At 52.0% G+C, this 23902-nt stretch carries 27 protein-coding genes, 1 tRNA gene and 1 pseudogene; 9 read left to right on the top strand and 20 right to left on the bottom strand.

Annotated features, from left to right (window positions below; genetic code table 11):
• Window positions 1-10 precede the first annotated feature (10 nt).
• The 10 genes from USG84_RS11150 to USG84_RS11105 all read right to left on the bottom strand — a co-directional run bounded on the left by USG84_RS11150 (window position 11) and on the right by USG84_RS11105 (window position 7668).
• Window positions 11-517 (bottom strand): fimbrial protein, encoded by a 507-nt coding sequence (locus USG84_RS11150; protein ID WP_151412353.1) that lies wholly within the window; start codon window positions 515-517, stop codon window positions 11-13.
• 8 nt (window positions 518-525) lie between these two features.
• Window positions 526-1035 carry a fimbrial protein gene (locus USG84_RS11145; RefSeq protein WP_253543243.1) on the bottom strand — a complete coding sequence of 170 codons (510 nt, stop codon included), beginning with the start codon at window positions 1033-1035 and terminating at the stop codon, window positions 526-528.
• Entirely contained in the window at window positions 1028-1531 is a 504-nt protein-coding gene (locus USG84_RS11140; protein ID WP_253543244.1) for a fimbrial protein, read from the bottom strand. The genes USG84_RS11145 and USG84_RS11140 overlap by 8 nt, the downstream gene beginning before the upstream one ends.
• Before the next feature lie 68 nt (window positions 1532-1599).
• Complete coding sequence (locus tag USG84_RS11135) at window positions 1600-2073, bottom strand: fimbrial protein (RefSeq protein ID WP_061097164.1); 474 nt, start codon at window positions 2071-2073, stop codon at window positions 1600-1602.
• Window positions 2074-2113: 40 nt separating this feature from the next.
• Window positions 2114-2647, bottom strand: a complete 534-nt coding sequence (locus USG84_RS11130) for a fimbrial protein (RefSeq protein ID WP_061097163.1) — start codon at window positions 2645-2647, stop codon at window positions 2114-2116.
• A 20-nt stretch (window positions 2648-2667) separates the two neighbouring features.
• Window positions 2668-3180 carry a fimbrial protein gene (locus USG84_RS11125; RefSeq protein ID WP_151412350.1) on the bottom strand — a complete coding sequence of 171 codons (513 nt, stop codon included), beginning with the start codon at window positions 3178-3180 and terminating at the stop codon, window positions 2668-2670.
• 26 nt (window positions 3181-3206) lie between these two features.
• Window positions 3207-3965 carry a fimbria/pilus periplasmic chaperone gene (locus USG84_RS11120; protein WP_151412349.1) on the bottom strand — a complete coding sequence of 253 codons (759 nt, stop codon included), beginning with the start codon at window positions 3963-3965 and terminating at the stop codon, window positions 3207-3209.
• A gap of 44 nt (window positions 3966-4009) precedes the next feature.
• Window positions 4010-6520 carry an outer membrane usher protein gene (locus USG84_RS11115; RefSeq protein WP_320738265.1) on the bottom strand — a complete coding sequence of 837 codons (2511 nt, stop codon included), beginning with the start codon at window positions 6518-6520 and terminating at the stop codon, window positions 4010-4012.
• 8 nt (window positions 6521-6528) lie between these two features.
• Window positions 6529-7047 (bottom strand): fimbrial protein, encoded by a 519-nt coding sequence (locus tag USG84_RS11110; protein WP_151412348.1) that lies wholly within the window; start codon window positions 7045-7047, stop codon window positions 6529-6531.
• A gap of 66 nt (window positions 7048-7113) precedes the next feature.
• Window positions 7114-7668: a fimbrial protein gene (locus USG84_RS11105; protein WP_151412347.1), complete on the bottom strand. Its 555-nt coding sequence runs from the start codon at window positions 7666-7668 to the stop codon at window positions 7114-7116.
• A gap of 210 nt (window positions 7669-7878) precedes the next feature.
• Here USG84_RS11105 and USG84_RS11100 point away from each other — a divergent pair, with 210 nt between their 5' ends.
• Window positions 7879-8733 (top strand): hypothetical protein, encoded by an 855-nt coding sequence (locus USG84_RS11100; RefSeq protein ID WP_320738264.1) that lies wholly within the window; start codon window positions 7879-7881, stop codon window positions 8731-8733.
• A 268-nt stretch (window positions 8734-9001) separates the two neighbouring features.
• Here USG84_RS11100 and USG84_RS11095 read toward each other — a convergent pair whose 3' ends face one another.
• Entirely contained in the window at window positions 9002-10348 is a 1347-nt protein-coding gene (locus tag USG84_RS11095; RefSeq protein ID WP_320738291.1) for an IS4 family transposase, read from the bottom strand.
• Here USG84_RS11095 and USG84_RS11090 point away from each other — a divergent pair.
• The 5 genes and pseudogenes from USG84_RS11090 (at window position 10289) to USG84_RS11070 (ending at window position 12990) form a co-directional block, all read left to right on the top strand.
• Complete coding sequence (locus USG84_RS11090; RefSeq protein ID WP_414146789.1) at window positions 10289-10813, top strand: tyrosine-type recombinase/integrase; 525 nt, start codon at window positions 10289-10291, stop codon at window positions 10811-10813. The genes USG84_RS11095 and USG84_RS11090 overlap by 60 nt on opposite strands.
• A pseudogene (locus tag USG84_RS11085) lies at window positions 10807-11015 on the top strand (hypothetical protein). The gene USG84_RS11090 and the pseudogene USG84_RS11085 overlap by 7 nt, the downstream one beginning before the upstream one ends.
• A 116-nt stretch (window positions 11016-11131) precedes the next feature.
• Window positions 11132-11593: a hypothetical protein gene (locus USG84_RS11080; protein ID WP_253543253.1), complete on the top strand. Its 462-nt coding sequence runs from the start codon at window positions 11132-11134 to the stop codon at window positions 11591-11593.
• A 10-nt stretch (window positions 11594-11603) separates the two neighbouring features.
• Entirely contained in the window at window positions 11604-12737 is a 1134-nt protein-coding gene (locus tag USG84_RS11075; RefSeq protein WP_151412611.1) for a PAAR domain-containing protein, read from the top strand.
• Window positions 12727-12990 carry a hypothetical protein gene (locus tag USG84_RS11070; protein WP_035889611.1) on the top strand — a complete coding sequence of 88 codons (264 nt, stop codon included), beginning with the start codon at window positions 12727-12729 and terminating at the stop codon, window positions 12988-12990. The genes USG84_RS11075 and USG84_RS11070 overlap by 11 nt, the downstream gene beginning before the upstream one ends.
• Before the next feature lie 508 nt (window positions 12991-13498).
• On the opposite strand, the gene USG84_RS11065 is transcribed toward USG84_RS11070, so the two are convergent.
• Window positions 13499-13572: transfer RNA gene (locus USG84_RS11065), tRNA-Gly, on the bottom strand.
• An 80-nt stretch (window positions 13573-13652) separates the two neighbouring features.
• Window positions 13653-14396, bottom strand: a complete 744-nt coding sequence (gene actS, locus USG84_RS11060) for an amidase activator ActS (RefSeq protein ID WP_041908359.1) — start codon at window positions 14394-14396, stop codon at window positions 13653-13655.
• A gap of 163 nt (window positions 14397-14559) precedes the next feature.
• Here actS and idi point away from each other — a divergent pair, with 163 nt between their 5' ends.
• Window positions 14560-15102 (top strand): isopentenyl-diphosphate Delta-isomerase, encoded by a 543-nt coding sequence (idi, locus tag USG84_RS11055; RefSeq protein WP_151412612.1) that lies wholly within the window; start codon window positions 14560-14562, stop codon window positions 15100-15102.
• Between the two features lie 38 nt (window positions 15103-15140).
• Here idi and lysS read toward each other — a convergent pair whose 3' ends face one another.
• The 5 genes from lysS to xerD all read right to left on the bottom strand — a co-directional run bounded on the left by lysS (window position 15141) and on the right by xerD (window position 21234).
• The gene (gene lysS, locus USG84_RS11050) at window positions 15141-16658 is read right to left on the bottom strand and encodes a lysine--tRNA ligase (protein ID WP_014885130.1); all 1518 of its coding nucleotides are present in this window, start codon (window positions 16656-16658) and stop codon (window positions 15141-15143) included.
• A gap of 9 nt (window positions 16659-16667) precedes the next feature.
• Window positions 16668-17766, bottom strand: a protein-coding gene (gene prfB, locus USG84_RS11045; protein ID WP_096059326.1) for a peptide chain release factor 2 whose coding sequence is annotated in 2 segments (ribosomal slippage) — window positions 16668-17690 and window positions 17692-17766 — 1098 coding nt in all. Because the reading frame shifts where the segments join, the coding sequence is not laid out codon by codon here.
• Between the two features lie 90 nt (window positions 17767-17856).
• Window positions 17857-19590, bottom strand: a complete 1734-nt coding sequence (recJ, locus tag USG84_RS11040; protein ID WP_253543254.1) for a single-stranded-DNA-specific exonuclease RecJ — start codon at window positions 19588-19590, stop codon at window positions 17857-17859.
• Between the two features lie 5 nt (window positions 19591-19595).
• Window positions 19596-20309, bottom strand: coding sequence for a bifunctional protein-disulfide isomerase/oxidoreductase DsbC (gene dsbC / locus USG84_RS11035; protein ID WP_049136419.1), 714 nt, complete (start codon window positions 20307-20309; stop codon window positions 19596-19598).
• A gap of 28 nt (window positions 20310-20337) precedes the next feature.
• Window positions 20338-21234, bottom strand: coding sequence for a site-specific tyrosine recombinase XerD (gene xerD / locus USG84_RS11030; RefSeq protein ID WP_061097153.1), 897 nt, complete (start codon window positions 21232-21234; stop codon window positions 20338-20340).
• A 101-nt stretch (window positions 21235-21335) separates the two neighbouring features.
• On the opposite strand from xerD, the gene fldB reads away from it, so the two are divergent.
• Window positions 21336-21857: a flavodoxin FldB gene (gene fldB / locus USG84_RS11025; protein WP_061097152.1), complete on the top strand. Its 522-nt coding sequence runs from the start codon at window positions 21336-21338 to the stop codon at window positions 21855-21857.
• Between the two features lie 6 nt (window positions 21858-21863).
• Here fldB and USG84_RS11020 read toward each other — a convergent pair whose 3' ends face one another.
• Complete coding sequence (locus USG84_RS11020; RefSeq protein WP_028014322.1) at window positions 21864-22274, bottom strand: protein YgfX; 411 nt, start codon at window positions 22272-22274, stop codon at window positions 21864-21866.
• Window positions 22255-22521 (bottom strand): FAD assembly factor SdhE, encoded by a 267-nt coding sequence (gene sdhE, locus USG84_RS11015; protein WP_014071654.1) that lies wholly within the window; start codon window positions 22519-22521, stop codon window positions 22255-22257. The genes USG84_RS11020 and sdhE overlap by 20 nt, the downstream gene beginning before the upstream one ends.
• Window positions 22522-22815: 294 nt before the next feature.
• Between sdhE and ygfZ the strand changes: the two genes are divergently transcribed.
• Window positions 22816-23796 carry a tRNA-modifying protein YgfZ gene (gene ygfZ, locus USG84_RS11010; RefSeq protein ID WP_253543256.1) on the top strand — a complete coding sequence of 327 codons (981 nt, stop codon included), beginning with the start codon at window positions 22816-22818 and terminating at the stop codon, window positions 23794-23796.
• Window positions 23797-23902: the final 106 nt, after the last annotated feature.

The following is a 23902-nucleotide window of genomic DNA, read 5'->3' as shown; positions in this document are numbered from 1 at the left end:
AGCTCAGCACTTAGTCGTGCATAATATGCACCGTGGCATTGGTATTAATGGTCAGAGGCTTCAGGTTGTTCTGATTTACCCATCGTACCGGCGTAACGGTTAAGTCAGGAACGCTATTTTTGTCGAATGAGTACCATTGGTTAACCGGCATGATGCTTTGTGCTGAAGCATCATCGAAGCGAAACCCAAAACCGTCTTGTGCCGATTTCAGTACATTACTGTCTTGCTCTGCGGCATCACCGCTGACCATAATCTTAAGCTGATCTTTTTTTGCTCCCTGACAATCTAAGCCTAAGGCTATTTTTTTTGTATTTTTATCACTGCCTACCGTTGAAGGGCTGATCTCGTCGGTGAATATTCTTCCAAATGAAACCTCAATCGTATTGCTTGTGACAACACAAGGCGGGGGATAAAAAACCTTACCAGATAAGGTCATCGCCACACTATTTGTATCCTGAGCAGCATATGCGGGTAAAAATCCGCTATAAACGATGAGGGCAACAAGATGAACTCGCATAAACAACCTTAATCAACTGTCAGACGAAATGTCGCACTGGCAGTAAACTTGCCAGGCTGTAAGGCCACTGAGGGGTCTTTTAGCAATACCGCTTCGTATTTAGGCGCTGTATTGAGATCGACGACGTGCGCCTCGTTCATCCTTACCCGGTTATCATCAAGATTCACTTTTATGGCTAACCCCGCTATGTTCGTCGCGATAGCATTCTCATCAAAAGTAGAAATCGCGCCGGGAACAATTGTTATTTTCCCGGTGTAATTATTTGCCGCACAATTGAATGTCATGGCAATATCCTTTTTTTGTAAATCTCCCACAATGGACGTTGTCAGTATCTCATCGCCAAAACTCACTGAAATTGGATTTCCTGAATTGACCGTGCAAGGCGTCTCTAACACCGTAAAATTGACCGTGATCGTAAGGTCATCAGCATTAGCAGCTTTTAGCGATAAGAAAGTAAGTATGCAGACGGCAGCCGTTTTTTTTATCATCGCGAAGTCGTTTAGAAGGGTTCTATTCATGTTTAATTTCAAGCGTTATAGTGGCAGAGAAATTACCCGGTTCTATCACTGCAGTGGAATAGTGTCTCGTCCTGGCATAAAAAGTAGGCACATCGTCCTTGTTAAACGAATACCATGATCCAATTCTAAGTTCAGTATCATCCTGATTATAAATTCCTATGCCTAAACCACTTATGCCGGTTTCAAACCACTGCCAGACATTGCCGCCCATTCCGCGTCCCGTGACGCGATAAGCAAGTTGATCTTTTTTTGCGCCAGCACAATTTAACGCTAAAGGTATATCTTTGCGCTGGGTATTAGCATTCGTAGTCAGCATATCGTCGAACGTAACATCAAGCTCTGATGAAACATTACATGGTGGCGGATAATGCAGTTTACCTGTAATGCTGACTTCAACCTCGTTCGCATCCGATGCTATCACCATAGAACTGAAACTCAACAAGGCGACGAAGAGGCTAAAGCGCTGCTTTTTATTTTGAATAATTGTGCTACTCATCTTCTCACCTGAATATTCTTAAAATGCAATCATCGGGCATTTTATATTGTCTGGTTTATTTGAATACATTACTGATAATCCACTTCCAGCGTGGCCGTAGCGGTAAACTGACCGGGAGTTAAAACGCGTCCTGGCCTTACTATGGGTACCGCCGAAAGTTTAGGTGGTGTAGCGGTGAAATTAAGCCATTCACCATTTGCCAGCTTGTTCCCGCTCTGACGAATTTCAATGGCTAAATCACCATGCGTGGTGTTAAGTACCTCGCTATCGAATTCTGCCCCTTCTCCAACAAAACGTAATTTTAAGGCATTTACCGCAGCGGCACTGCAATCAAGGGTTTCCAGCACTTGTTCATATCTGACGCCGTCAACCGCATTGTGATGTAAATTGTCGCCAAAATCGACCTCGATCGTATCACTACTGAACTTACACGGGACTGGATAGGCCAGTTCTCCGGTGATATTGAGTACCAGATCATTGCTGTTTGCCTGTGAAGTAGCAGAGGCTATCGCCAATAGCCAGATACTGGATAATATTCTCATCAATCACATTTACTCTATTTGGAATTCTGTTCTAACGCTATTACTGATAGCCAATCTCGAGAGTAGCAATTGCAGTAAATGCTCCGGGAATCGGTTTCCGATCAACTGGCACAGCTTTGAAGTGGAAAGCGCCAACGCGTATTTCTGGAACACTATCCTTATCAAAGTTGTAGGTTTTTCTGATGTTAACCCGTCCATTATCGTCCTCATCCGTATTACTTTCATCAATAAAAGTCACGCCAAGATTATCAATGGATGTTTTAATAACATACTGCTGGTCACCCGCCATTCCTTCCCCCCTGATGGCGTAGGTAAGCTGGTTTTTTCCGGCAGAAGCGCAGTTAAATGAAACGGGTAAGTTTATAAATGATGCACTCGTTGAATCAAAAATAACGTCTCCCAGCTCAACATTAACCACGCTGCTTATCGTGCAAGGCGGTGGATAGAATAAAGTACCCGAAAAAGTCACTTCAACTTCTGAAGACTGTGCCGTTGAAACAGGTAAATTCAGCCCGAGAATAAAAAAGATAAAAGCCAGTTGGCGCAAGGTAAGCTTTGATTTTTTACGTAACATTACGCCTCCTGCCTCCTGCGTTAGTTATGCTGAATTTTTAATGTCGCCGTCGCGGTGATATCGCGCGGTTCCAGTTCTGCGGTACCAATTTTTACCGGGACGAGCCACAGTTTAGGAACGGTTGTCTTTGTAAAGTTGAAATCGGTATTAATATTCAAATCGACGGGCGTAGTTGCTCCCGTTTTAAATCGAATGCCCAGTCGGTCATAGCTTGTTTTCAGCAACCCTGCCGGCACACCCGTTCCCGTTGCAGCATCGCCCGCAAACGATAGTTTAAGCGAGTCCTTTTTCGCTGCCGTACAGGTAATGGTCACCCCAATCTCTTTGATATATTCAGTGCCATCAACTTTAGAGGTCGTCATATCGCCAAGCGGAACCGTAATATTTTCACTGCTGACCACGCAGGGAGGTGGATAAAAAAGCTTGCCGGTAATATTAATGGTGACTTCGTTTTTATCTATGTCTGCAGCCTGTGCCGATACGCCACAGCAGAGTGTTATCAGCAATGCTGATGACATCATGTTCATCTTCATAATTAATCCCGATTTGCTGGCAGCGCTTATTTACTGGCGCCTTTGTCCACTTTGCAGCTGGAACCTGAACATTGATAAACCAGTTCCGGCTGTGCACCGTAGTCATTGATATACGTTAGCACCGGTGTTGCTCCCAAACTGGATGCCGGAACGCTAAGCTTTTCGCTACCGTTTGGTGCAATCATCACGGCCTGGAAACCTTTTACGCTTTCTCCCCCTTTTTTATTGCTGGCACCAATAATGGTGATGTAATACGGCGTTGGGTTGTTGAGTAGATAGCTATCACCGGTTTTGCTCATCGTGAGTTTTTCCTGCCACGGCGCATTGCTTTGATTAGCGGCCGCAGCGGCTAACGCCGTCGGGCGATAGAAAAGCTTAATGCGCGTTTGCAAGGCAATTTGCAGCACGTTGCCTTTATCTGCTTTAGGCGGAATTTCGCGCAGGTTAAAATAAAAAAGCGTTTCACGATCCTGCGGCAGCTTTGCGGCACCGGGCATTGCCTGAACTTTGACCTGCCCTTTACCATTAGGCTCAACGCGCTGAACCGGCGGCAGCACCATCAGTGGCGCGTTACCGGTGAGCTTGGTCCCCTCCTCCGATTCGAGCCACGCCTGCGCCAGATAAGGCGATTTCGGGTTTTGATTGCTGATGCTGAGGCTAATCGATTTTTCATTACCCGGATAAACCACGCGGGTACGATCCAGTGCAACCGCAGCATTCACTACAGGAGCAAGTGTCGCCAGTAACGTGCCGGTTAACACGCTGGCTATAAAATGTTTTTTCATGCTTGTTCATTCCACAACATTGTTAGCATAACGCCAACAGACTATTAATTTGGTTCCGGCTTGCGTTCGCAAGGCAGTAACAGCTCAGAGCTCATATCCGCGGGCAGCACAGCAGGAAGGGTAATAACGCACTGCACGGCGCCGCCCCAGCGTACCGACATGATTCCACCCGCCTGGATGCCGCTTAAATAAGCGTGTCCATCATCACTCACAATTCCCGTTTCTTGCTGCTTGCTGTTCAGCACCGTGGCGCCAAAGGGTGGTACGCTGCCATCAGCAAGGCGAATAAACGCCATGGCTTTATCCCCTGACACAACTTCAAAGCTGCGATAACCGATTGCGCCTTCGGTCAAAGTGGCCTGTGACACACTGCGCAAGGCTTCCGCGTGATCGGGCAGTTTTGCCACATCAATACTGACGCTGCTGCGTGAATAGTCGTTCATGCTGCCCACCACTGCCTTACCAAAATAGTTGGTATAGGTACTGCGTCCTGAATCAGCGATGGGGATACCCGACACGCCGTGCGTATCAATTAGCATACGCGTCCCCCCCGACGAGCTAATGCGGTGCAGGGCTGCGCCCTGGGGTGTGACGGTCGCGCCCCCCTGCACTGACACGCCGTACGACTCATACTGACCTTCAACCCAGCTGCCGGTCGCCGTTACATCCGCAATCGAGCCGTTATAACCATAAAAGCCGTTGACTTCGTTTCGCAGCTGCGATTTACCAAAACCAATTTGATAGCTTTGGTTATCGCCGGGACGATCGTAATAACTCACGTTGTTGCGCTGCTCACGTCGGGAATACGCGCCGTTATAGCTGAGACGCGACCGCTCGCCCAGCGGCATGGAGAGCGTTAAATACATGCCTTCATCGTTATCATTCCTGTATTTATTTCGGAATCCCGTCAGCGAGAGATTCACGTTACGGAAACGCCAAAAATCAAAACCTCGCGACATCGTCAGCGTATAGCTGTCGCTTTCCGGGCGATCCCAGTAGGTCTGGTGGTTGTAATTGAGATTGGCCGTCAATCCCAGCGGCTCGATATACTGGTTGAAACTGAGCGTATACATCTCTTTATTACGACCATAACGAGACCACTCGCCCTGAAGACGCGCCGCCAGATAATCATTCATGTTGGCAAAGTCCTGTTCCGAGAAGCGATAGCCCGCAAACGTTATCTGGCTGTTCGTGCTGTCAAAGCGTTTCGAGTAGCTCAGACGGTACGAACGCCCACGCAGCAACGCCCGGTCGGCAAGGCGCATTCGTGACTCTGTGATATCGCCAGAAAGGGCACCGAACATCATTAAGTCACGGCCTACGCCCAGCGACAGCGCCTGATATTGACTGTCGCCCAGCAGTCCGCCATATAGCGACCAGCCGTTGCTGACGCCCCATGCAAATTCACCGCCGGCAAAGAGTGAACCGTTTAAACGGTGTTCCCAGTCAGAGGGCTGCCCCACCGTCACTTTGTAACGCACCAGGCCGGGTCGCGTCAGATAGGGAATAGTTGCCGTGTCAACCTGCAGGCGCTGCTCGTTGCCATCCTGCTCTTCAATCAGCACGTCTAACGTCCCGTTTACCGCGCTGCTCAGGTCCTGAATGCGAAAGGGGCCAGCGGCAACCTGTACTTCTTTAATTAAGCGCCCTTGTTGCGAAATCACTACGCGCGCGTTGGTGCGTGCCACCCCTGTGACCTCTGGCGCATAGCCGCGCAGGTTGGGTGGCAGCATGGCGTCATCCGTTGCCACATTCACGCCGGTGTAGCGAAAACTGTCAAACATGGCGGAGTTGAGATAGTTCTCGCCTATCGTCAGTCTCGCCCCCATCTCACCCAGCGTGCGATAGGCATAAATACGACTCCACTGCCAGGGTTGCTCAGTCCCGGTCTGGTGTGGGGTTTTCTCATGACGCGCTTGCCAGTCGCCGCGCAAACGCCATGCGCCGGCATTGACGCCTGCGGTCCCATTCGCTGACAGATAATGCGAGGCACCGGCGCTTTTCTGTTTTTGTGTCTGCACATTGACGTTGTAATCAAATAGCGCGCCTGAAATACCGTTTTCCCAGCGTACGGGTGGATCCCAGTCCGGATGGCTATATTCCAGATAAGCCTGCGGCACGCTGACATATAATGTCGCGCTGGAGAGATCGGTACGGATTTCCATGCCGGGCAAACTGGCTGTCGACAAACACTGACCGTCGTGCCACCAGGTTAAATCGCGTAATGCACTCTTCTTTAATCCCAATTGCTTTATTATATCCTTAGTTAAACAAGCCTCACTGCCGTTGGGATCGTCATCTGGCACAATAAAATCTATATTTTGTTCTGGTAATTTCTGTTCATTAAGCTGTATGGCGAGGCTATATATACCCGGTAGAATATAGCCCTTACGGGAAAACTGACTTAAGTCATAATTCTCGCGATCTTTCACGTCCAGAATATCGGTATTGAACTGGATCTCCTCTGCATGGACCGAGCTTATTGATCCAGCCAGCACAGCCGCCAGCGCCTTACGGCAGTAAATATTCATCGCTGAACGACGAAAAATACGCATGGGATACCTCAGTTATAATCCACTCTGAACCTGACCGCCGGGCGGTAAAAACCATCCTTCAAAAGCCTGCTGTCTCCCCTGAAATGGAAAGTATATTTTAATGCTCTGGTGTCAAATGAATGCCGAACAGGTTGATAACCATACCCGCTCACTATTTCATTACCTGCTGCGTCACGAATACTAACGTCCGGAAAGTTCAGGCTCGTCTCCTGTGCAGTCATAGCTTCAGCAGGTAAAATTTCAAAACCGATGTCCGCGTGATGGTGAGACAGCGTCGGGGTGTTACACCCTTTCAAATCAATTGCCAGCGATAATGAACGCCTTATATTGTTAACGTCTTCTGAGGCAATATATTTATCATTCCACGCTTTCGCATTATCCGAAAAATTGATCAGGCAGGGGGAGCTTAGGATTTCTCCCTGCAGGCTAACATGGCCATGCTTTAAAAAATCAGCCTGAGCAGTACGTTGTATAAATAATGATAAAACACCTAATAAAAATGCTGCGCTGGGTTTGTGATTATTCATTATGTTTTGCGCAATATATTTTTCAGTTTAACAGTCCCCTTCTGCTCAACAGAAGGAGACGCATCATTAGTTGTAGCTCAGTGCAAATGTCACCGGCACGGTGAATGCCCCCGGCACAATGGGAATCAACTCTGGATCAGCCCCCGTGGTGCTACCGTCACCTTTTAGCTTTGCTGCAAATTCCAGTGTCATATCACCTCTACCAAAGCGCTGAGCAACGGATTCTTCACCCAGTCCGATTTTAGTGCCGTCTTTTTCAGTCAGCACCAGATGCGCACCAGACGCCGAACCGTTCAAAGCAAAGCTTTTCGGGTCAGCGGAAGCGGCATCACCCGTAAACTTAGCGCTGACGGTATTAGCACCAGTGCCCGGAGAACAGCCTTCCAGCTTAATGGTGAAAGGTTTAGGCGCGGTTTCTCCCGTGTTGCCATTAGTTTCAAGAATAGCGTTACCAATCTGGCCCATATCAATATTGCTGGCATCGCCACCTTCGCCAGAGGCAATGGAGCAAGAAGCCGTAACGATTGAACCAGAGAAGTTTACGGTACCGGTAGAAGCCTGTGCAGCCGAGAGACTTGATGCAGCAATTGCCGCAGCCAGTGCTAAACGTGTTAATTTCATTTTTTATCCCTAAGGTATTGATGTTGATATCTGGCTCGGACGTTATTGAGGCTAACATCCGTGAGATAAATTTAAACTTGCAACATTCTTTCCACTACAAGAGCACTCTCAAATTAGGTTTAATTCAGCCATGTTTGTTTTGAGAGCGCTCTTATTTATTAACCCCTCACACTTCGCATAATAACAACCTATAAAATAAATGGTGAAGTCATGCAAAATAGAGCCTTAAATAAAAATAACCCTGCCTTAATACTCTTTATATTACTGAGCTTTGATGGGCAAACTGCGACAATAAATAATCTTGTTACATTAAGCCCCGGCATCGTCATGACCAATAATGTACCTTTTAATTACGGCAATCCTGGACAGGTTTCAGTTCCAGTTCCCAATAGCATGGCTAATAAGTTTTATCCTTCAAGCATACCTGAAGGTCAAACCTGGGTTATTCATAAATTCGTTGAGGAAGAGACAGGAGATGAAAAAATCCTTGCATCCTGTACCAGAACGGGAACTTCGGCGACGTGGCCTAGAATGAGCTGCACAGGACAGGTTAAGATTTTTCCTGGATGGACTAATGAAGCCTTAATCGACGGACCTGTTATTCTTCAACTCAATAACACGGGCAGCAGAAGAACGAAATGGTGCCACTATTTCCGTACAACGGAGGGTGGTTGGGTCTCAGGTTGTTTAGCCGAATTTCAGCGAGAACCCTGCACGTTTACTACAACGGCCTCTAACGTATCGCTCACAACCTACGTTGCAGGCAGTAGAGAAGACCAGGCAACAGCGGCGGTGACATGGTCATGCCCGCAGAACGAAAGGCCCAAAGTAGAAATACTTGACCAAACCTATTCTGACGATTGCAAGACATCCAATGAATATCAGGATGTAAAAAACGCCAGCGGAACTGATATTGCAAAATATCGCGTCAAGCTGGAGGGAGTTTGTAATAACCATACGCCTGCTTATGCCAGCAACGGCACTATTACTACCAAAATATTTGGTAAAGGCGTAAGTGCCGGCACAGGCACAACCTCCTTTGTCATGCGTATATCGTTGCCGTAAGGTTTCTTGTTATACAAACTGTATTACACAAAGTGATGCTCAGAGTGCTACCAAACACTTTCTGTTAATTTCAGAAAACACACAACGGTAGAACACACAGGCGACTAAGAGATAACTATTTAATTTTCTGATAGAGAAGGCTTTTAAGGCTACTGTACAAGGGGAGAGATCTGGAGCGGGCGAAGGGAAATCACCCCCACTCCAAAGATCTCGTAATCCCATGGATTTATTAACAAAAACCTGACACATTGTAGGTAATGCCAGTCAGTTAAGCAACTGACTGGCTTTTTTTCGGGGCTGTGGGGTATCTCCAGGGCCTTTCCTTTACCACCCTCGGGAAGGCCCTTTCCCTTCTTGTCGGTAACTTTACCAGTTGCGCCATGCTTTCAAGATCACGCATCAGCTCAGGGATACGCCCCGGTGAAGCGCCCTGCAGCGTCATCAGCATTCTCATGACCATGCCGCATGATTCTGAGAAGCTCAGCTGATTCGGCCAGTATCCTTTCAGATGGCCCGCCATTTTAATCATCTGATATCGCACCAGATTATACGCCAGTAACACGCCCCATAACTCCTGCTCCACAAGCTCCGGCTTTTTACTTCTCAGCGTCAGCCTGCTCAGTTTCATCGTTTGTTTTATCTCCCTGTACCCCAGCTCTATTTCCCAGCGATGGCTGTACAGGTCTGCCATTTCTCCTCCGGGATAGCGCATGGCGTCCGTCATCGACGTCAGCAGATGGCTGACTTTCCCTTTGCGCGTTACGGTCAGCAGACGGGCTGTCATTTCATCTCCCAGACCCGGCCATTTTTTTCGTGCCTGTGGGCTGGTTTTCAGCTTCACCAGATAATCGCCTTTACCCAGCTTTCTGACCTCTTCATACTGTGCTCCCTTTCTGAGAGGGAGCATCCAGTGAAGGTGTTCTCCCGCCTGGCTCCACGCATTCAGCAGCCCCAGCGAGTAATAGCCTTTATCCATTAACGTAAGGGTGTTATCGCCGGTCTGCTCTATCAGTTGCTCCGCGAGCTCATTTTCGCTGTTTTTCATCGTGCCGAAGGCCGCTGCCGTCAACAGATGGCTGGTCAGCTCCATCTGACAGACCATTTTTACCTGCGGGTAGAGTGCCGGGTTTCCGCCATGCGTCTGACGGGGGAAGGCGCTGTCGTTTTCCGGCGTGTCCGGTGTTCGCCAGAACACACCATCGATGGCCAGCAGGGTCAGGCCGCACCAGTGAGGATGCGGCGTGGCGTTATGCCAGAGCTGCGCTGTTTGCGTGAACACGCGGCGGACGGCTTCGCTTCCCAGCCGCTGACGGGCCTGGATCACGGCGCTGGGGGCAACGAACGGACGGTTGCCGGGTAACATGATATCCAGCCGGTTAACGATCTGATGAAGCGGCTCCTTGCGCTCAAGGGCCATACCGATAATGCACCAGACCATCATTTCCAGAGGAAGGCGCCGTTTGCGTAACGTGACGGTGCCGGATTCTTCAAGGCAGCGGGAAATCAGTTCCGGGTCAAGACAGTCGCCCAGAGAAGTCAGAGGGTTACGCAGAGAATCGTAACGGGATACCAGATCAAGAGCCTGTCCAATATGCATAAAAAAATCCGGATGTATGAAAGCGGTCTAGGTATCTCTGACGTCCTCAAACTTAAGTATGAAGATGTAGAGGGGCAATCTCACCTCAAGGTGAAGCAGGAGAAAACTGGAAACGTAGTGAGGCCAAAGGTGACAGCCGCAATGCTCTCTGTCGTGGCACAACGCAAGGCAGAGCAAGCAGATATGCCAGTGAAGACGGATTTCATCTTTAGCAAGGGCGATCTTCGTAGCAGAGGCAAAGCCGTAACCCGTAACACGGTATTCACTGAATTTGGGAAGATGGGACGTAGAGCAGGATTCTCTAACGTGGGCTGCCATACACCGCGAAAAAGTCGGGGGCGAATCCTATTCGAGAATGGGGTGGCTATAGAGACAATCGCCCATTTCCTGGGACAGACAGATCCGCGCTCAACTATGTATTACATCGGGTACGGTCAGGAGGTGCAGGACGATTTAAAAGAAGAGTTTTCTTTAGAGTGGTGATCGATATGAAACACTTGATTGTGCTGATAGTGGCGCTATTACCAGCCCTGGCGAATGCCGGACAGATAACCCTGATTCTCAGTGATGAAGAGGAGACAGGCAACGTGAAGATTTGCGTATCAGCAACGCCAATTATACGGAGATAGTGACGATCAGACCGTCGCAACAATGCCGCTACACAATGACCTTTGAGGAGGAGTAACCCCTTTACTGGTTGTTACGAAACATAATTTTGCTTAAGTCTAATACTTGTTGCTCATGTGGTCATTGCTTGTAAAATAGCCACTGAAATTATTTCCATAGCAAGTAGAGGGACTTATGAAGCAATACACCAATGAACTCACCGCCGAAATGCTGGCAGCATTTGACCAGTCACCATTCACAGCTGAACAGCTCGCGGAAATGAACGAAGAAGCCCGTAATCTGATCGCTGAAAGAAACGACTACAACCTCGCTCACCCAGTTACAGCCGCTTATCTGATTGCTACAGAGGGTAGCTTAACCCGCAACGGGGGAACGGTAATCAGTGAATACAACGGGCAGCAGATCGAAATTGAAGACGGAACACGCCTAAATGTATCTCTTGTGGGTGATGAAGTTCGTTATCCAGATGGAACCACCGCGAAAATCAGCACTGGAGTAGGCAATACCTCTGGTGACTCCGCCGCTCTTGTCGGTAGCTTACTCGACAACGGCGACGAAATTATCAGTAGCCCACAGAATGCCGGAAGAAGAGTAGTCCGAGCAGGGGAATCGTTGCCAGAAAACTTTCTGAAATAAGGCGGTCACTATGGCATCGGTTAACAGAGGCTGCACAGTTCACGGTAAGAACGTTGGTCTACATGGAGATAAAACATTTACAGGCGCACAATGTATTGCCGCCCGCCCCGGTATGTCTGTCATGGGCAAGTGGAAACTCTATATCGGCGATAAGACCACCCCTTGCCCGAAATGCGGGAAAGTGGGGGTGATAGTGAGCGGTGATCCTCGCTGCTCAAATAGCGCCGCAGTCGCCGTGGACGGAGCAGAAATCCACTGCGGTTGTCCACAGGGTACTAATTTTCTTATCGCGCCTGGCACCGTTGAGGTGAATACCCCTTCTTGGGCGACAGCGCCTGTAGAGCCAGTGCAACATGCACAGGCAGCGAAGAAGCAAAACACCTTTGCTGATACCTGCAAGCCAGAAGATAACCAGCTATTGAACGGCGTTTACCTCTGGACTGAAACAACAAGTGCAGGTCATGCTTTCGTTTCAGTGCATGAGAATAACAGCATCTATCTCTACACCTATGGACGCTATGGACGCACTGATAAAAGTACCTTCACTGGGGATGGGATTTTAGACTTTTTCCAAGATGAAGATGCGCGTAAGTATTACCGATACGAACTTTATGAAATGGGTGCTCGCGCTTTCCGCATTGATGATGCAGATCCTAAAATAACCCGTAACTTCTTCGAAAACCTTTGGAATGGCGGTGTAGCACCAATTCAAACGCCAAACATGCAAGACGGTACAAAGCGAAGAGGCCGCACGATTGATAAGTATGATGTGACTGGTAGCAACTGTACCACCCACTCAGTTGAGGGGATCAAGTTTGCTGGCTCAAAGTTATTCGATCATGGTTACACATCCACGACAACACAGCTACCAATCGACATAGAAGAAGATTTCACTATTCCGGTATCACTGCAAAGTTATCTTGAATCAAAGAGTGCAAACTTCTCCTCAATGCTCGTTGTCGAAATGACTAATACATTCAAACAGCAGTACCCTAACACCGAGAACAAAAGCCCTCAACCAATGAGAGGAAGTGCAAAAATTCAACAAGCTGCTGCCGATTCCGCTGCTGTTGCTGGCTCAACATCCCCATACTCAGGCGGTACAGTAGGCGGTTCATTGGGAAGCACTTACGATGATGAATAAGAAGTTCTGGATCAGGTGGGTAAGTATCGCGCTGATCTGCGTAGCGTATTACGTTATCGTGCTTTATTTCGATCTGGTCTTCGCTCTTAACTTTTCAGAGACAATGAGCCAAGGAGGAGAATTTACCCCTTCTCAATGCACTTGGTTTGTTAAGGAGCTATCGCAAAATCACTCTGATTCGGCTTTAGCCTCTATCATTGGTTTCGCTGTCTGCGTCCCTCTGATCCTGCTTATCTTCAAGAAAGTGAGATAACCGCCAAAGGCTGGAGAGATCCAGCCTTTCCCCTTTTCCCTAATTTTAGATAATAGAAGCCATAAAGCCCCGTTGGTGATACAACAACAAGCGGAGCGTAGCGACTTCATCAGACTGTCAGAGGGATCACACCTTATCAGGATAACCGTGTACCCTTGCGGGAGCGTGGCTGAAAAGCTGATAGAGCCTACATGTCGTTTGTAGGTACGTTATCACCATAAACCTGTTTACGTAGCTTTGAGAGCCGCACATCGGGCTTGAAATGCGTATGATCAATCTTTCGATGACATAACTATGCCTGGATGGGCTTTTTCTTCACGTTTTACTATCGCGGTGTGAGGATGCAACTGCCGCCAACGCTGAGTTATACTGTCATCTCACCATGTAACTTAGCGTGACAGTTACCAAGGGCGGATCACAATGGTAGAACCCATAGGCGACTAAAATAAGTAACTATTTAAGTTGCTGATAGAGAAGGCTTTTAAGGCTTCTCCACAAGGGAAAAATCTGGAGCGGGCGAAGGGAATCGAACCCTCGTATAGAGCTTGGGAAGCTCTCGTTCTACCATTGAACTACGCCCGCTTTGAGGTGCGTAAGGCATTATAGACCTTACGCCTCTTCATACAAGCCTCTTCACCACTAAGTGGCGATTAAATAATCACTTAGCACTTCGGTTTGCTGCCGGGCGCAGGAAGATAACGCTGCGGATCGATGGCCGTCGCCTTATAGCGAATCTGGAAGTGCAGCTTCACCGAATCGGTACCGGTACTGCCCATGGTGGCAATCTTCTGCCCAGCTTTAACGTTCTGGCCGTTGTTGACCAGCATCGTGTCGTTATGCGCGTAGGCGGTGATGTAGTCTTCACCGTGCTTAATCATGATCAGATTACCGTAGCCGCGCAGCTGGTTACCGACGTAAACCACCTTCCCTGCCCCGGAGGCATAAACCGGCGTACCGCGCGCAGCGGCGATATCAATACCCTTGTTACCACCTTCAGAGAGTGAGTAAGGGGCGACAACTTTACCGCTGGCAGGCCAAATCCAGCAGCGCTGTCCAACCGGCGGCCATGACGATTGCGGTACCTGATAGGACGGCGTCACTTTGGCGGTTTTGCCTTTCGATGAGGATTTTTTGCCCGAGGACGAACTGCCGTTCACCTTAAGCTTTTGTCCCACTTCGATGGTGTACGGCGGAGAGATGTTATTCAGGCGCGCCAGATCCTTCACGCTGGTCCCCGTTGCGCGCGAAATCCGGTACAGTGTATCCCCGCGCTTAACGGTATAGACCGAACCGGAATAGCTACCCATATCCGACGATTTGCTTCCTGAGCAGCCTGCCAGGAATAGCGTCAGCGTCAGGCAAAAGATGGCGATGATGGGGTTTCTCGTCAGGCTTCCTGCAAACAAAACAGATCCTCGGTCAGCGTGAATGGCGCTCTATGATAGCAGCCCGGAGAGTTATGGGTCAGCCCTTTTCCGCTCCTGGAGACAAACCGTTCGTATAAGAATGCCGTATAATGCTCTCTGCTGATGGTGCAGAACCATCCGCATCGTTGGCACTGGAGCATGAATGAGTATTCAAGAACACGTTATTTTGGTAAATGACCAGGGAATGGTGATTGGCACTCAGGAAAAATACGCCGCGCACACCACCCAAACCCCGCTGCATCTGGCTTTCTCATCCTGGCTCTTTAACGCCGAAGGCGAGTGTCTGGTAACACGACGCGCGTTAAGCAAAAAGGCCTGGCCGGGCGTCTGGACGAACTCCGTCTGCGGGCACCCTCAATCCGGTGAAAAGACGGAAGAGGCGATTATCCGCCGCTGCCGCTATGAGGTTGGCGCTGAGATCGCCGCGATTACGCCTGTCGCCTCGGAGTTTCGCTACCGTGAAACCGATCCTTCCGGCATCGTGGAAAATGAAATTTGCCCGGTCTTCGCGGCACGCGTCACCAGCGAACTGCGTATTAATCACGATGAAGTAATGGAATTCGAGTGGGTCAGGCTTGAGTCGTTATTCCGCGCGCTGGACGCCGCGCCCTGGAGCTTTAGCCCGTGGATGGTGCTGGAAGCAACGGCCGCACGAGAGGCGTTGAGAGCGTTCGCAGCGCAATAAAAAAGCCCCTTTCGGGGCTTTTTTAGCAACGTAGCACCTTATTTCACCGGGCGCATCGCCGGGAACAGGATCACGTCACGGATGGTGTGGCTGTTGGTGAACAGCATCACCATACGGTCGATACCAATACCCAGACCTGCAGTTGGTGGCAGGCCGTGCTCCAGCGCGGTCACGTAGTCTTCGTCGAAGAACATCGCTTCGTCGTCGCCTGCCGCTTTCGCGTCAACCTGATCCTGGAAGCGCTGCGCCTGGTCTTCTGCATCGTTCAACTCGCTAAAGCCGTTGCCGATTTCACGGCCGCCGATGAAGAACTCGAAACGGTCAGTGATTTCAGGGTTCTCGTCATTACGACGCGCCAGCGGAGAGACTTCAGCCGGGTATTCGGTGATGAAGGTCGGCTGAATCAGGTGCGCTTCCGCAACTTCTTCGAAGATCTCGGTCACGATACGGCCCAGACCCCAGCTCTTCTCAACCTTGATGCCGATGCTTTCAGCGATCGCTTTCGCAGAGTCGAAGTTATCCAGATCAGCCATATTGGTTTCCGGACGGTATTTCTTGATGGCTTCGCGCATGGTCAGTTTTTCGAACGGCTTGCCGAAGTCAAACACTTCTTCACCGTAAGGGACCTGCGTGGTGCCCAGAATGTCCTGCGCCAGGGTACGGAACAGGGATTCGGTAAGCTCGATCAGGTCTTTGTAGTCCGCGTACGCCATATAGAGTTCCATCATGGTGAACTCTGGGTTATGACGAACGGAGATACCTTCGTTACGGAAGTTACGGTTGATTTCGAACACGCGGTCGAAACCACCGACCACCAGACGCTTCAGGTACAGTTCCGGCGCGATACGCAGGTACATGTCCAGGTCCAGGGCGTTGTGATGGGTGATAAACGGACGCGCAGACGCGCCGCCTGGGATCACCTGCATCATCGGGGTTTCCACTTCCATAAAGTCGCGGTTCACCATGAACTGGCGGATACCGGCCATGATCTGGGAGCGAATTTTGAAGGTCTTACGGGATTCATCGTTAGAGATGAGATCCAGGTAGCGCTGACGGTAGCGCGCTTCCTGATCCTGCAGGCCGTGGAACTTGTCCGGCAGAGGGCGCAGGGCTTTGGTCAGCAGACGCAGCTCGGTGCAGTGGATAGACAGTTCACCGGTTTTAGTTTTGAACAGCTTACCTTTCGCGCCCAGGATATCGCCCAGGTCCCACTTCTTGAACTGCTCGTTGTAGATGCCTTCCGGCAGGTCATCACGGGAAACGTACAGCTGAATACGGCCGCCAACGTCCTGCAAGGTCACGAAGGAGGCTTTACCCATGATGCGACGGGTCATCATACGGCCAGCAACGGCCACTTCGATGTTCAGCGCTTCCAGCTCTTCGTTCTCTTTACCGTCGAAGTCAGCGTGCAGTTGGTCTGAGGTATGGTCGCGACGAAAATCGTTCGGGAACGGCACGCCCTGCTCGCGCAGCGCTGCCAGCTTCTCGCGGCGGGTTTTCAGTTCGTTGTTAAGATCGACTACCGCGTCAGCGCCCTGTGCTTGTTGTTCAGACATGTTGGTTCCTCATAACCCTGCTTTCAAACTTGCTTCGATAAATTGGTCCAGGCTGCCGTCCAGCACCGCCTGCGTGTTGCGGGTTTCTACCCCGGTACGCAGGTCTTTGATGCGGGAGTCATCAAGGACGTAAGAACGGATCTGGCTGCCCCAACCGATGTCGGACTTGTTATCTTCCATCGCCTGTTTCTCAGCATTTTTCTTCTGCATCTCCAGCTCATAAAGCTTCGCTTTCATCTGCTTCATGGCCTGGTCTTTGTTCTTATGCTGGGAACGGTCGTTCTGGCACTGTGTTACCAGCCCGGTTGGAATGTGGGTAATACGCACCGCAGATTCCGTACGGTTAACGTGCTGACCACCCGCGCCGGATGCGCGGTATACGTCAATGCGCAGGTCCGCCGGGTTAATTTCGATATCGATATCTTCGTCTACTTCCGGGTAAACAAACGCGGAGCTGAAGGAGGTATGACGACGACCGCCGGAGTCAAACGGGCTCTTACGCACCAGGCGGTGAACGCCGGTTTCGGTACGCAGCCAGCCGTAGGCGTAGTCGCCAATGATCTTGATAGTGACGGATTTAATACCGGCCACTTCACCTTCAGACTCTTCGATAATTTCGGTTTTGAAGCCGCGCGCTTCCGCCCAACGCAGGTACATACGCGTCAGCATGCTGGCCCAGTCCTGCGCTTCGGTACCGCCAGAACCTGCCTGAATATCGAGATAGCAGTCAGCGCTGTCGTATTCGCCGGAGAACATGCGACGGAATTCCAGCTGCGCCAGCTTCTCTTCCAGCACGTCGAGTTCTGCCACGGCTTCGTTAAAGGTTTCTTCGTCGTCGGCTTCGACGGCCAGCTCCAGCAAACCGGAAACGTCTTCCAGCCCCTGAGCCATTTGATCCAGCGTATCTACGATAGCTTCGAGAGAGGAACGCTCTTTACCCAGCGCCTGTGCGCGTTCAGGTTCGTTCCAGACGTCCGGCTGTTCCAGCTCGGCGTTTACTTCTTCAAGACGCTCTTTCTTGGCATCGTAGTCAAAGATACCCCCTAAGAACGTCAGAGCGCTCCGTGAGGTCCTGAATACGGTTTTTTACCGGATTAATTTCAAACATGGTCTGTTTTCTTTTATGGACTTGTCAAAATGCGGTGATAAGAGCGGGATTGTACCGAATCCACGCCCTTTTTTATAGAGATTACTGCCGCTAAATTGGCCAGATATTGTCGATGATGATCTGAAGGGTGCGGTTACCGCGAAACTCATTGATATCCAGTTTGTACGCCAGTTCGACCTCGCGCACGCCGTTGTCCGGCCAGATGGAGGTGTCAACGTTGAAGGCGATGCCGTCCAGCAGCGGTCCGCCGCCCACGGGCTCGACCATCACTTTAAGGTGACGTTCGCCGACGATACGCTGCTGCAGCAGGCGGAAACGACCGTCGAACAGCGGTTCCGGGAACATCTGCCCCCACGGCCCCGCATCGCGCAGCATCTGCGCGACGTCCATCGTCATTTCAGAGACAGACAGCTCACCGTCAGAGACCACTTCGCCCTGCAGCAGCGCCGGGTCAATCCACTCGGTGACCAGCTCGCCAAACAGGCGCTGGAATTCGTCGAACTTCGCCTCTTGCAGCGACAGGCCTGCCGCCATCGCGTGGCCGCCGAACTTGATCATCAGCCCCGGATACAGCGTATCCAGACGCTCCAGCGCATCGCGCATGTGCAGCCCCTGAATCGAACGGCCAGAGCCTTTCAGCGTGCCGTCGCCCGCGGGCGCAAACGCGATCACCGGGCGGTGGAAGCGCTCTTTAATGCGCGACGCCAGAATGCCGACCACGCCCTGATGCCACTCAGGATGGTACATCGCCAGCCCGCCCGGCAGCGTATCGCCGCTGCGCTCAAGTTTTTCGCACAGGGTCAGCGCTTCGGCCTGCATCCCCTGCTCAATCTCTTTACGGGTCTGGTTCAGGGCGTCCAGCTCGTTGGCCAGCACGCGCGCTTCGCCGATGTTGTCGCACAGCAGCAGCGCCACGCCGACGGACATATCGTCCAGCCTTCCGGCAGCGTTCAGGCGTGGCCCGAGGGCAAAGCCCAGGTCGCTTGCCGCCAGCTTGAGCGGATCGCGGTTGGCAATCTCCAGCAGCGCCTTAATTCCGGGACGGCACTTGCCCGCGCGAATGCGGCTTAAGCCCTGCCAGGTCAAAATGCGGTTATTGGCATCAAGAGGCACCACGTCCGCCACGGTGCCTAACGCCACCAGGTCGAGGTATTCGGCCAGGTTTGGTACGGCAATGCCGCGGGATTCGAACCAGCCCTTATCACGCAGCAGGGTCCGTAACGCCAGCATCAGATAAAACGCCACGCCCACGCCGGCGAGGGATTTTGACGGGAAATCGCAGTCGCGCAGGTTGGGGTTAATAATCGCTTCCGCAGCGGGGAGCGTGTCGCCGGGAAGGTGATGATCGGTGACCAGCACCGGGATCCCCAAAGCGTGAGCATGATCGACGCCCGCATGGGAAGAGATCCCGTTGTCTACGGTCATGATCATCTGCGCACCGCGGGCATGGGCCTGATCGACCACCTCCGGGCTGAGGCCATAGCCGTCTTCAAAGCGGTTCGGCACCAGATAGGTGACGTTATCGCAGCCCAGCGCGCGCAGGCTGAGCACGCTCAGGGCGGTGCTGGTTGCGCCGTCGGCGTCGAAATCCCCAACCACCACAATGCGCGTTCCCTCACGAAGCGCGTTGTAGAGCATTTCGGTGGCTTTCTCGATACCGTTCAGTTGCTGCCAGGGCAGCATCCCTTTCACGCTGCGCTCAAGATCCTCCGCGCGACGCACGCCGCGGCTGGCGTAGAGGCGCTTTAGCAGCGCCGGGAGATCGTCCGGCAAATCAACGTGTTCAACCGCCTCGCGGCGGCGCAATTTGATGGGGGCTTTCACGCGAATTATTTACCACCAAACTGTTTCTGGTGCGCGTCGAGGAACTCTTTCATCTCTTTCGGTCCCTGGTAGCCCGGAACAACGTAACCGTTACTCAGGACAATCGCTGGCGTACCGCTCACGCCAAACTGCACGCCCAGCGCGTAGTGGTTAGCAATGTCGATGTCGCAGGAGGCAGGCTTAACGTCTTTACCGTTCATCGCGTCATCAAACGCTTTGTTGCGGTCTTTAGCACACCAGATCGCTTTCATGTCCTGCTCTGGCTTGCTCTGTACGCCTGCGCGCGGGAAGGCCAGGTAACGCACGGTAATGCCCAGCGCGTTATAGTCTTTCATCTGTTCATGCAGCTTGTGGCAGTAGCCGCAGGTGATGTCGGTGAAGACGGTAATCACATGTTTTTCCTGCGCCGCTTTATAGACGATCATCTCTTTTTCGAGCGCGTTCAGGTTTTTCATCAGCAGCTGGTTGGTGACGTTCACCGGCTGCGCGCCGCTCACGTCGTACAGCGGTCCCTGAATGAAGTGTTTGCCGTCTTCGGTGACGTACAGCACGCCGCTGTTCGTCAGTACCGTTTTCATACCGGCAACCGGCGCAGGCTGGATGTCGCTGCTGGTGACGCCAAGCTTGGCCAGAGACTGTTTGATGGCGGCGTCATCCGCATGGGCGAAGCCGGTAAATGAGGCTGCCAGCAGGGTGAACAGCGCGAAAGACTTTTTCATAATTGATCCTGTTACAATTTGTCGGCACTCACGCACGAGGGTGGTGCTGTTGGTGTAGCTGCCGCAGGCGTTCCGTCGCGACATGGGTATAAATTTGCGTCGTTGAAAGATCGCTGTGTCCCAGCAGCATCTGCACCACGCGTAAATCTGCGCCGTGGTTTAACAGATGCGTCGCGAAGGCGTGACGCAATACGTGCGGCGAAAGCTTTTCACTGTCGATACCCGCCAGTGTGGCGTAATGCTTGATGCGATGCCAGAACGTTTGCCGCGTCATCTGCTGCGCGCGCTGGCTCGGAAACAGGACGTCGATAGACGCGCCATTGAGCAGCCAGGGGCGGCCATGCTCAAGGTACGTCTCCAGCCAGTAAACCGCCTCTTCTCCCAGCGGAACCAGCCTTTCCTTGTTTCCTTTACCGATGACGCGCACCACGCCCTGACGCAGGCTGATGTCGCTCATCGTCAGGCCCACCAGTTCCGAAACGCGCAAGCCGGTAGCATACAATAGCTCAAGCATGGCTTTATCGCGTAACTCCAGCGGCAGGTCAACAGCCGGTGACTGTAATAATCTCTCAACTTGTGCTTCGCTGAGATCTTTCGGCAGCCGCTGCGGGAGTTTCGGGGACGCCAGCAGCGCGCTGGGATCGTCTTCGCGAATCTTCTCCCGGTAAAGATGCTGGAAAAGCCGACGCATTGCGCTGAGCAAGCGTGCAGAGCTGGTGGCTTTGTACCCCCCTTCTACGCGTTCAGCGAGCAGCGCCTGCAGGTCGTCGCTTTGCGCGCTGGCAAGCGATAGCGCCCGACGCGCCAGCCACTCCACCAGCATGGTGAGATCGCGCCGGTACGCACTGAGGGTATTCTCGGCCAGATTTTTCTCCAGCCACAGCGCGTCGAGAAACTGTTCAACGAGTGCGAGATCCTTTTCCACATCAGCCCCTTTGATTTTGCAGTCAGGCCATTATGCCTGATTGCGACCGGTTTCTGGTACACTACGCGCAAAGTCAAAGCATGAATTGAGATAGTTACGCGATGAATATTGGTCTGTTCTATGGTTCCAGCACCTGCTACACCGAGATGGCGGCAGAGAAAATTCGCGACATCATTGGCCCGGAACTGGTGACGTTGCATAACCTGAAAGATGACGCGGTCGCGCTGATGGAGCAGTACGACGTGCTGATCCTCGGCATCCCAACCTGGGATTTTGGTGAGATACAGGAAGACTGGGAAGCCATCTGGGATCGGCTCGATTCAGTCAATTTCGACGGTAAAATTATCGCGATGTACGGCATGGGTGACCAGTTAGGCTACGGCGAATGGTTCCTGGACGCACTCGGCATGCTGCACGACAAGCTGGCACCAAAAGGGGCGGCGTTTATCGGCTACTGGCCAACCGAAGGGTATGAATTCACCAGTAAAAAACCGATTATTGCCGACGGCGAGCTGTTTGTGGGGCTCGCGCTGGATGAAACCAATCAGTACGATCTCAGCGACGAGCGCCTGCAGGCCTGGTGCGAGCAGATCCTCGGCGAAATGGCAGAAAAATTCAGCTAACGCGCGTTACTCCTGCGTCGGCTGTTGCAGCAACATCCGGCGCAGATCCCGCCATTCAGACGCGTCCATACTGTCCGCCGCCAGCCACAGGTGCTGGCAACGTCCGCCCCCCACTTTGCGTAACCGTAACATCATCCCGGCGTTAAGCATCCAGGGCACACCGAGAATATCCCACTCTTTTCCCTGCCAGCGCAGGCGGGAATCCATCAGCAGCTTGATCTCGCCCTGACGCGCGTTAATGCGGCGCTGGCTGCGTACGCTGTCAAAAACAACAAACGAAAGTAATAGCAGCCACAGCGGCGTATAGCTGAGCGGCCACGGCATGAGTAACACGATGGCCGCAACCAGACCGTGGAGCAACAAAGACATCCACTGCGAGCGCCACGAGACGCGAAGATCAGATTGCCACAGGACCACGTTCCCGATTCCGTGTTTGAATTAATTGCACCATCCGTTGCAACTCGGTGTCGGCGGGTTTGCCGTGGTTCATCAGCCAGTTGAATAAATCCGGGTCGTCAGACTCAAGCAGGCGAACAAACAGACGCTTATCATCCTCGCTTAAGCTGTCGTACTCATATTCGAAGAAAGGCATGATGGAAATATCAAGTTCACGCATGCCGCGACGGCATGCCCAGTGAATACGGGCCTTGTTGTTAATATCCATGTTCAGGTTCCTGCATTACGTTTGGCACAGTCGGTACCCCGTTCTCTGTTCTTAATTTCTCTACGGGGACACCAGCTAGTGTAACGTGTTTTTGACCGTTTCATTACTGGAATATTGCGATCGACGAGCTGGCTTCCAGAATAATCCTTACAAAGACAGCGGATTACACTATTTTGCGTAGCGCTACGCATAAGCGGTTTATGGCACAAATGGTCTGCTGAAAGCGCTTGCAATGCCTGCAGGCTCTTTTACCATTAGGCATTATCAAAGCGTTAAGCAATTCAGGATACCGTTATGGCATTTACACCATTTTCTCCTCGCCAGCCCGCCGCCTCTGCGCGTCTGCCGCTGACGCTTATTTCTCTTGATGACTGGGCGCTGGCAACCCTCTCCGGCGCCGACGCCGAAAAATACCTGCAGGGTCAGGTCACCGCAGATGTCGCCCAGTTGACTGAACACCAGCATCTGCTGGCCGCGCACTGCGATCCTAAAGGCAAAATGTGGAGCAACCTGCGTCTCTTCCGCCGTCAGGACGGTTTTGCCTTTATTGAGCGCCGCAGCCTGCGCGATGCGCAGCTCAAAGAGCTGAAAAAATACGCGGTCTTTTCCAAAGTCACCATCGCCCCGGACGACGAACATGTTCTGCTGGGCGTGGCGGGCTTCCAGGCGCGTGCGGCGCTGAAAAACCTGTTTGCTGAACTGCCGGATGCAGAAAAACAGGTGGTCAGCGAGGGCGCGACCTCCATCCTGTGGTTTGAACACCCGGCAGAGCGCTTCCTGTTAGTCACGGATGCCGCAACAGCCGAACGCGTGACCGAGGCGCTGCGCGGCGAAGCGCAGCTCAACAACAGCCAGCAGTGGCTGGCGCTTAACATCGAAGCGGGTCTGCCGGTAATTGACGCAGCCAACAGCGCGCAGTTTATTCCTCAGGCAACTAACCTGCAGGCGCTGGGGGGCATCAGCTTTAAAAAAGGCTGCTACACCGGTCAGGAGATGGTCGCGCGGGCAAAATTCCGTGGGGCAAACAAACGCGCGCTATGGACACTGGCAGGCCATGCCAGCCGCGTACCGGAAGCAGGTGAAGACTTAGAGCTGAAGATGGGTGAGAACTGGCGCCGCACCGGTACCGTGTTAGCCGCCGTCCAGCTGGACGATGGCCGTCTTTTGGTACAGGCTGTAATGAATAACGACATGGAAGCGGACAGCGTGTTCCGCGTGCGCGACGACTCTAATACGTTGAGTATTGAGCCGCTGCCGTATTCACTGGAAGAGTGATGCTGTATCGCCCGGTGGCGCTGCGCTTACCGGACCTACGGTTTTGGTGTCCTCCCTCTCCCTGTGGGAGAGGGCCGGGGTGAGGGCCACCGCCCGCACGGTGGAA

This window comes from Enterobacter sp. 168J2, assembly GCF_034107265.1.
In the GTDB taxonomy this organism is placed as follows: domain Bacteria; phylum Pseudomonadota; class Gammaproteobacteria; order Enterobacterales; family Enterobacteriaceae; genus Enterobacter; species Enterobacter nematophilus.
This window is presented reverse-complemented; position numbering and strand designations above follow the sequence as displayed.

Coding starts and splice junctions, on each gene's coding strand:
- USG84_RS11150 (WP_151412353.1), bottom strand. CDS start 517: ATGCGAGTTCATCTTGTTGCCCTCATCGTTTATAGCGGATTTTTACCC.
- USG84_RS11145 (WP_253543243.1), bottom strand. CDS start 1,035: ATGAATAGAACCCTTCTAAACGACTTCGCGATGATAAAAAAAACGGCT.
- USG84_RS11140 (WP_253543244.1), bottom strand. CDS start 1,531: ATGAGTAGCACAATTATTCAAAATAAAAAGCAGCGCTTTAGCCTCTTC.
- USG84_RS11135 (WP_061097164.1), bottom strand. CDS start 2,073: ATGAGAATATTATCCAGTATCTGGCTATTGGCGATAGCCTCTGCTACT.
- USG84_RS11130 (WP_061097163.1), bottom strand. CDS start 2,647: ATGTTACGTAAAAAATCAAAGCTTACCTTGCGCCAACTGGCTTTTATC.
- USG84_RS11125 (WP_151412350.1), bottom strand. CDS start 3,180: ATGAAGATGAACATGATGTCATCAGCATTGCTGATAACACTCTGCTGT.
- USG84_RS11120 (WP_151412349.1), bottom strand. CDS start 3,965: ATGAAAAAACATTTTATAGCCAGCGTGTTAACCGGCACGTTACTGGCG.
- USG84_RS11115 (WP_320738265.1), bottom strand. CDS start 6,520: ATGCGTATTTTTCGTCGTTCAGCGATGAATATTTACTGCCGTAAGGCG.
- USG84_RS11110 (WP_151412348.1), bottom strand. CDS start 7,047: ATGAATAATCACAAACCCAGCGCAGCATTTTTATTAGGTGTTTTATCA.
- USG84_RS11105 (WP_151412347.1), bottom strand. CDS start 7,668: ATGAAATTAACACGTTTAGCACTGGCTGCGGCAATTGCTGCATCAAGT.
- USG84_RS11100 (WP_320738264.1), top strand. CDS start 7,879: ATGCAAAATAGAGCCTTAAATAAAAATAACCCTGCCTTAATACTCTTT.
- USG84_RS11080 (WP_253543253.1), top strand. CDS start 11,132: ATGAAGCAATACACCAATGAACTCACCGCCGAAATGCTGGCAGCATTT.
- USG84_RS11075 (WP_151412611.1), top strand. CDS start 11,604: ATGGCATCGGTTAACAGAGGCTGCACAGTTCACGGTAAGAACGTTGGT.
- USG84_RS11070 (WP_035889611.1), top strand. CDS start 12,727: ATGATGAATAAGAAGTTCTGGATCAGGTGGGTAAGTATCGCGCTGATC.
- idi (WP_151412612.1), top strand. CDS start 14,560: ATGAGTATTCAAGAACACGTTATTTTGGTAAATGACCAGGGAATGGTG.
- lysS (WP_014885130.1), bottom strand. CDS start 16,658: ATGTCTGAACAACAAGCACAGGGCGCTGACGCGGTAGTCGATCTTAAC.
- dsbC (WP_049136419.1), bottom strand. CDS start 20,309: ATGAAAAAGTCTTTCGCGCTGTTCACCCTGCTGGCAGCCTCATTTACC.
- fldB (WP_061097152.1), top strand. CDS start 21,336: ATGAATATTGGTCTGTTCTATGGTTCCAGCACCTGCTACACCGAGATG.
- sdhE (WP_014071654.1), bottom strand. CDS start 22,521: ATGGATATTAACAACAAGGCCCGTATTCACTGGGCATGCCGTCGCGGC.
- ygfZ (WP_253543256.1), top strand. CDS start 22,816: ATGGCATTTACACCATTTTCTCCTCGCCAGCCCGCCGCCTCTGCGCGT.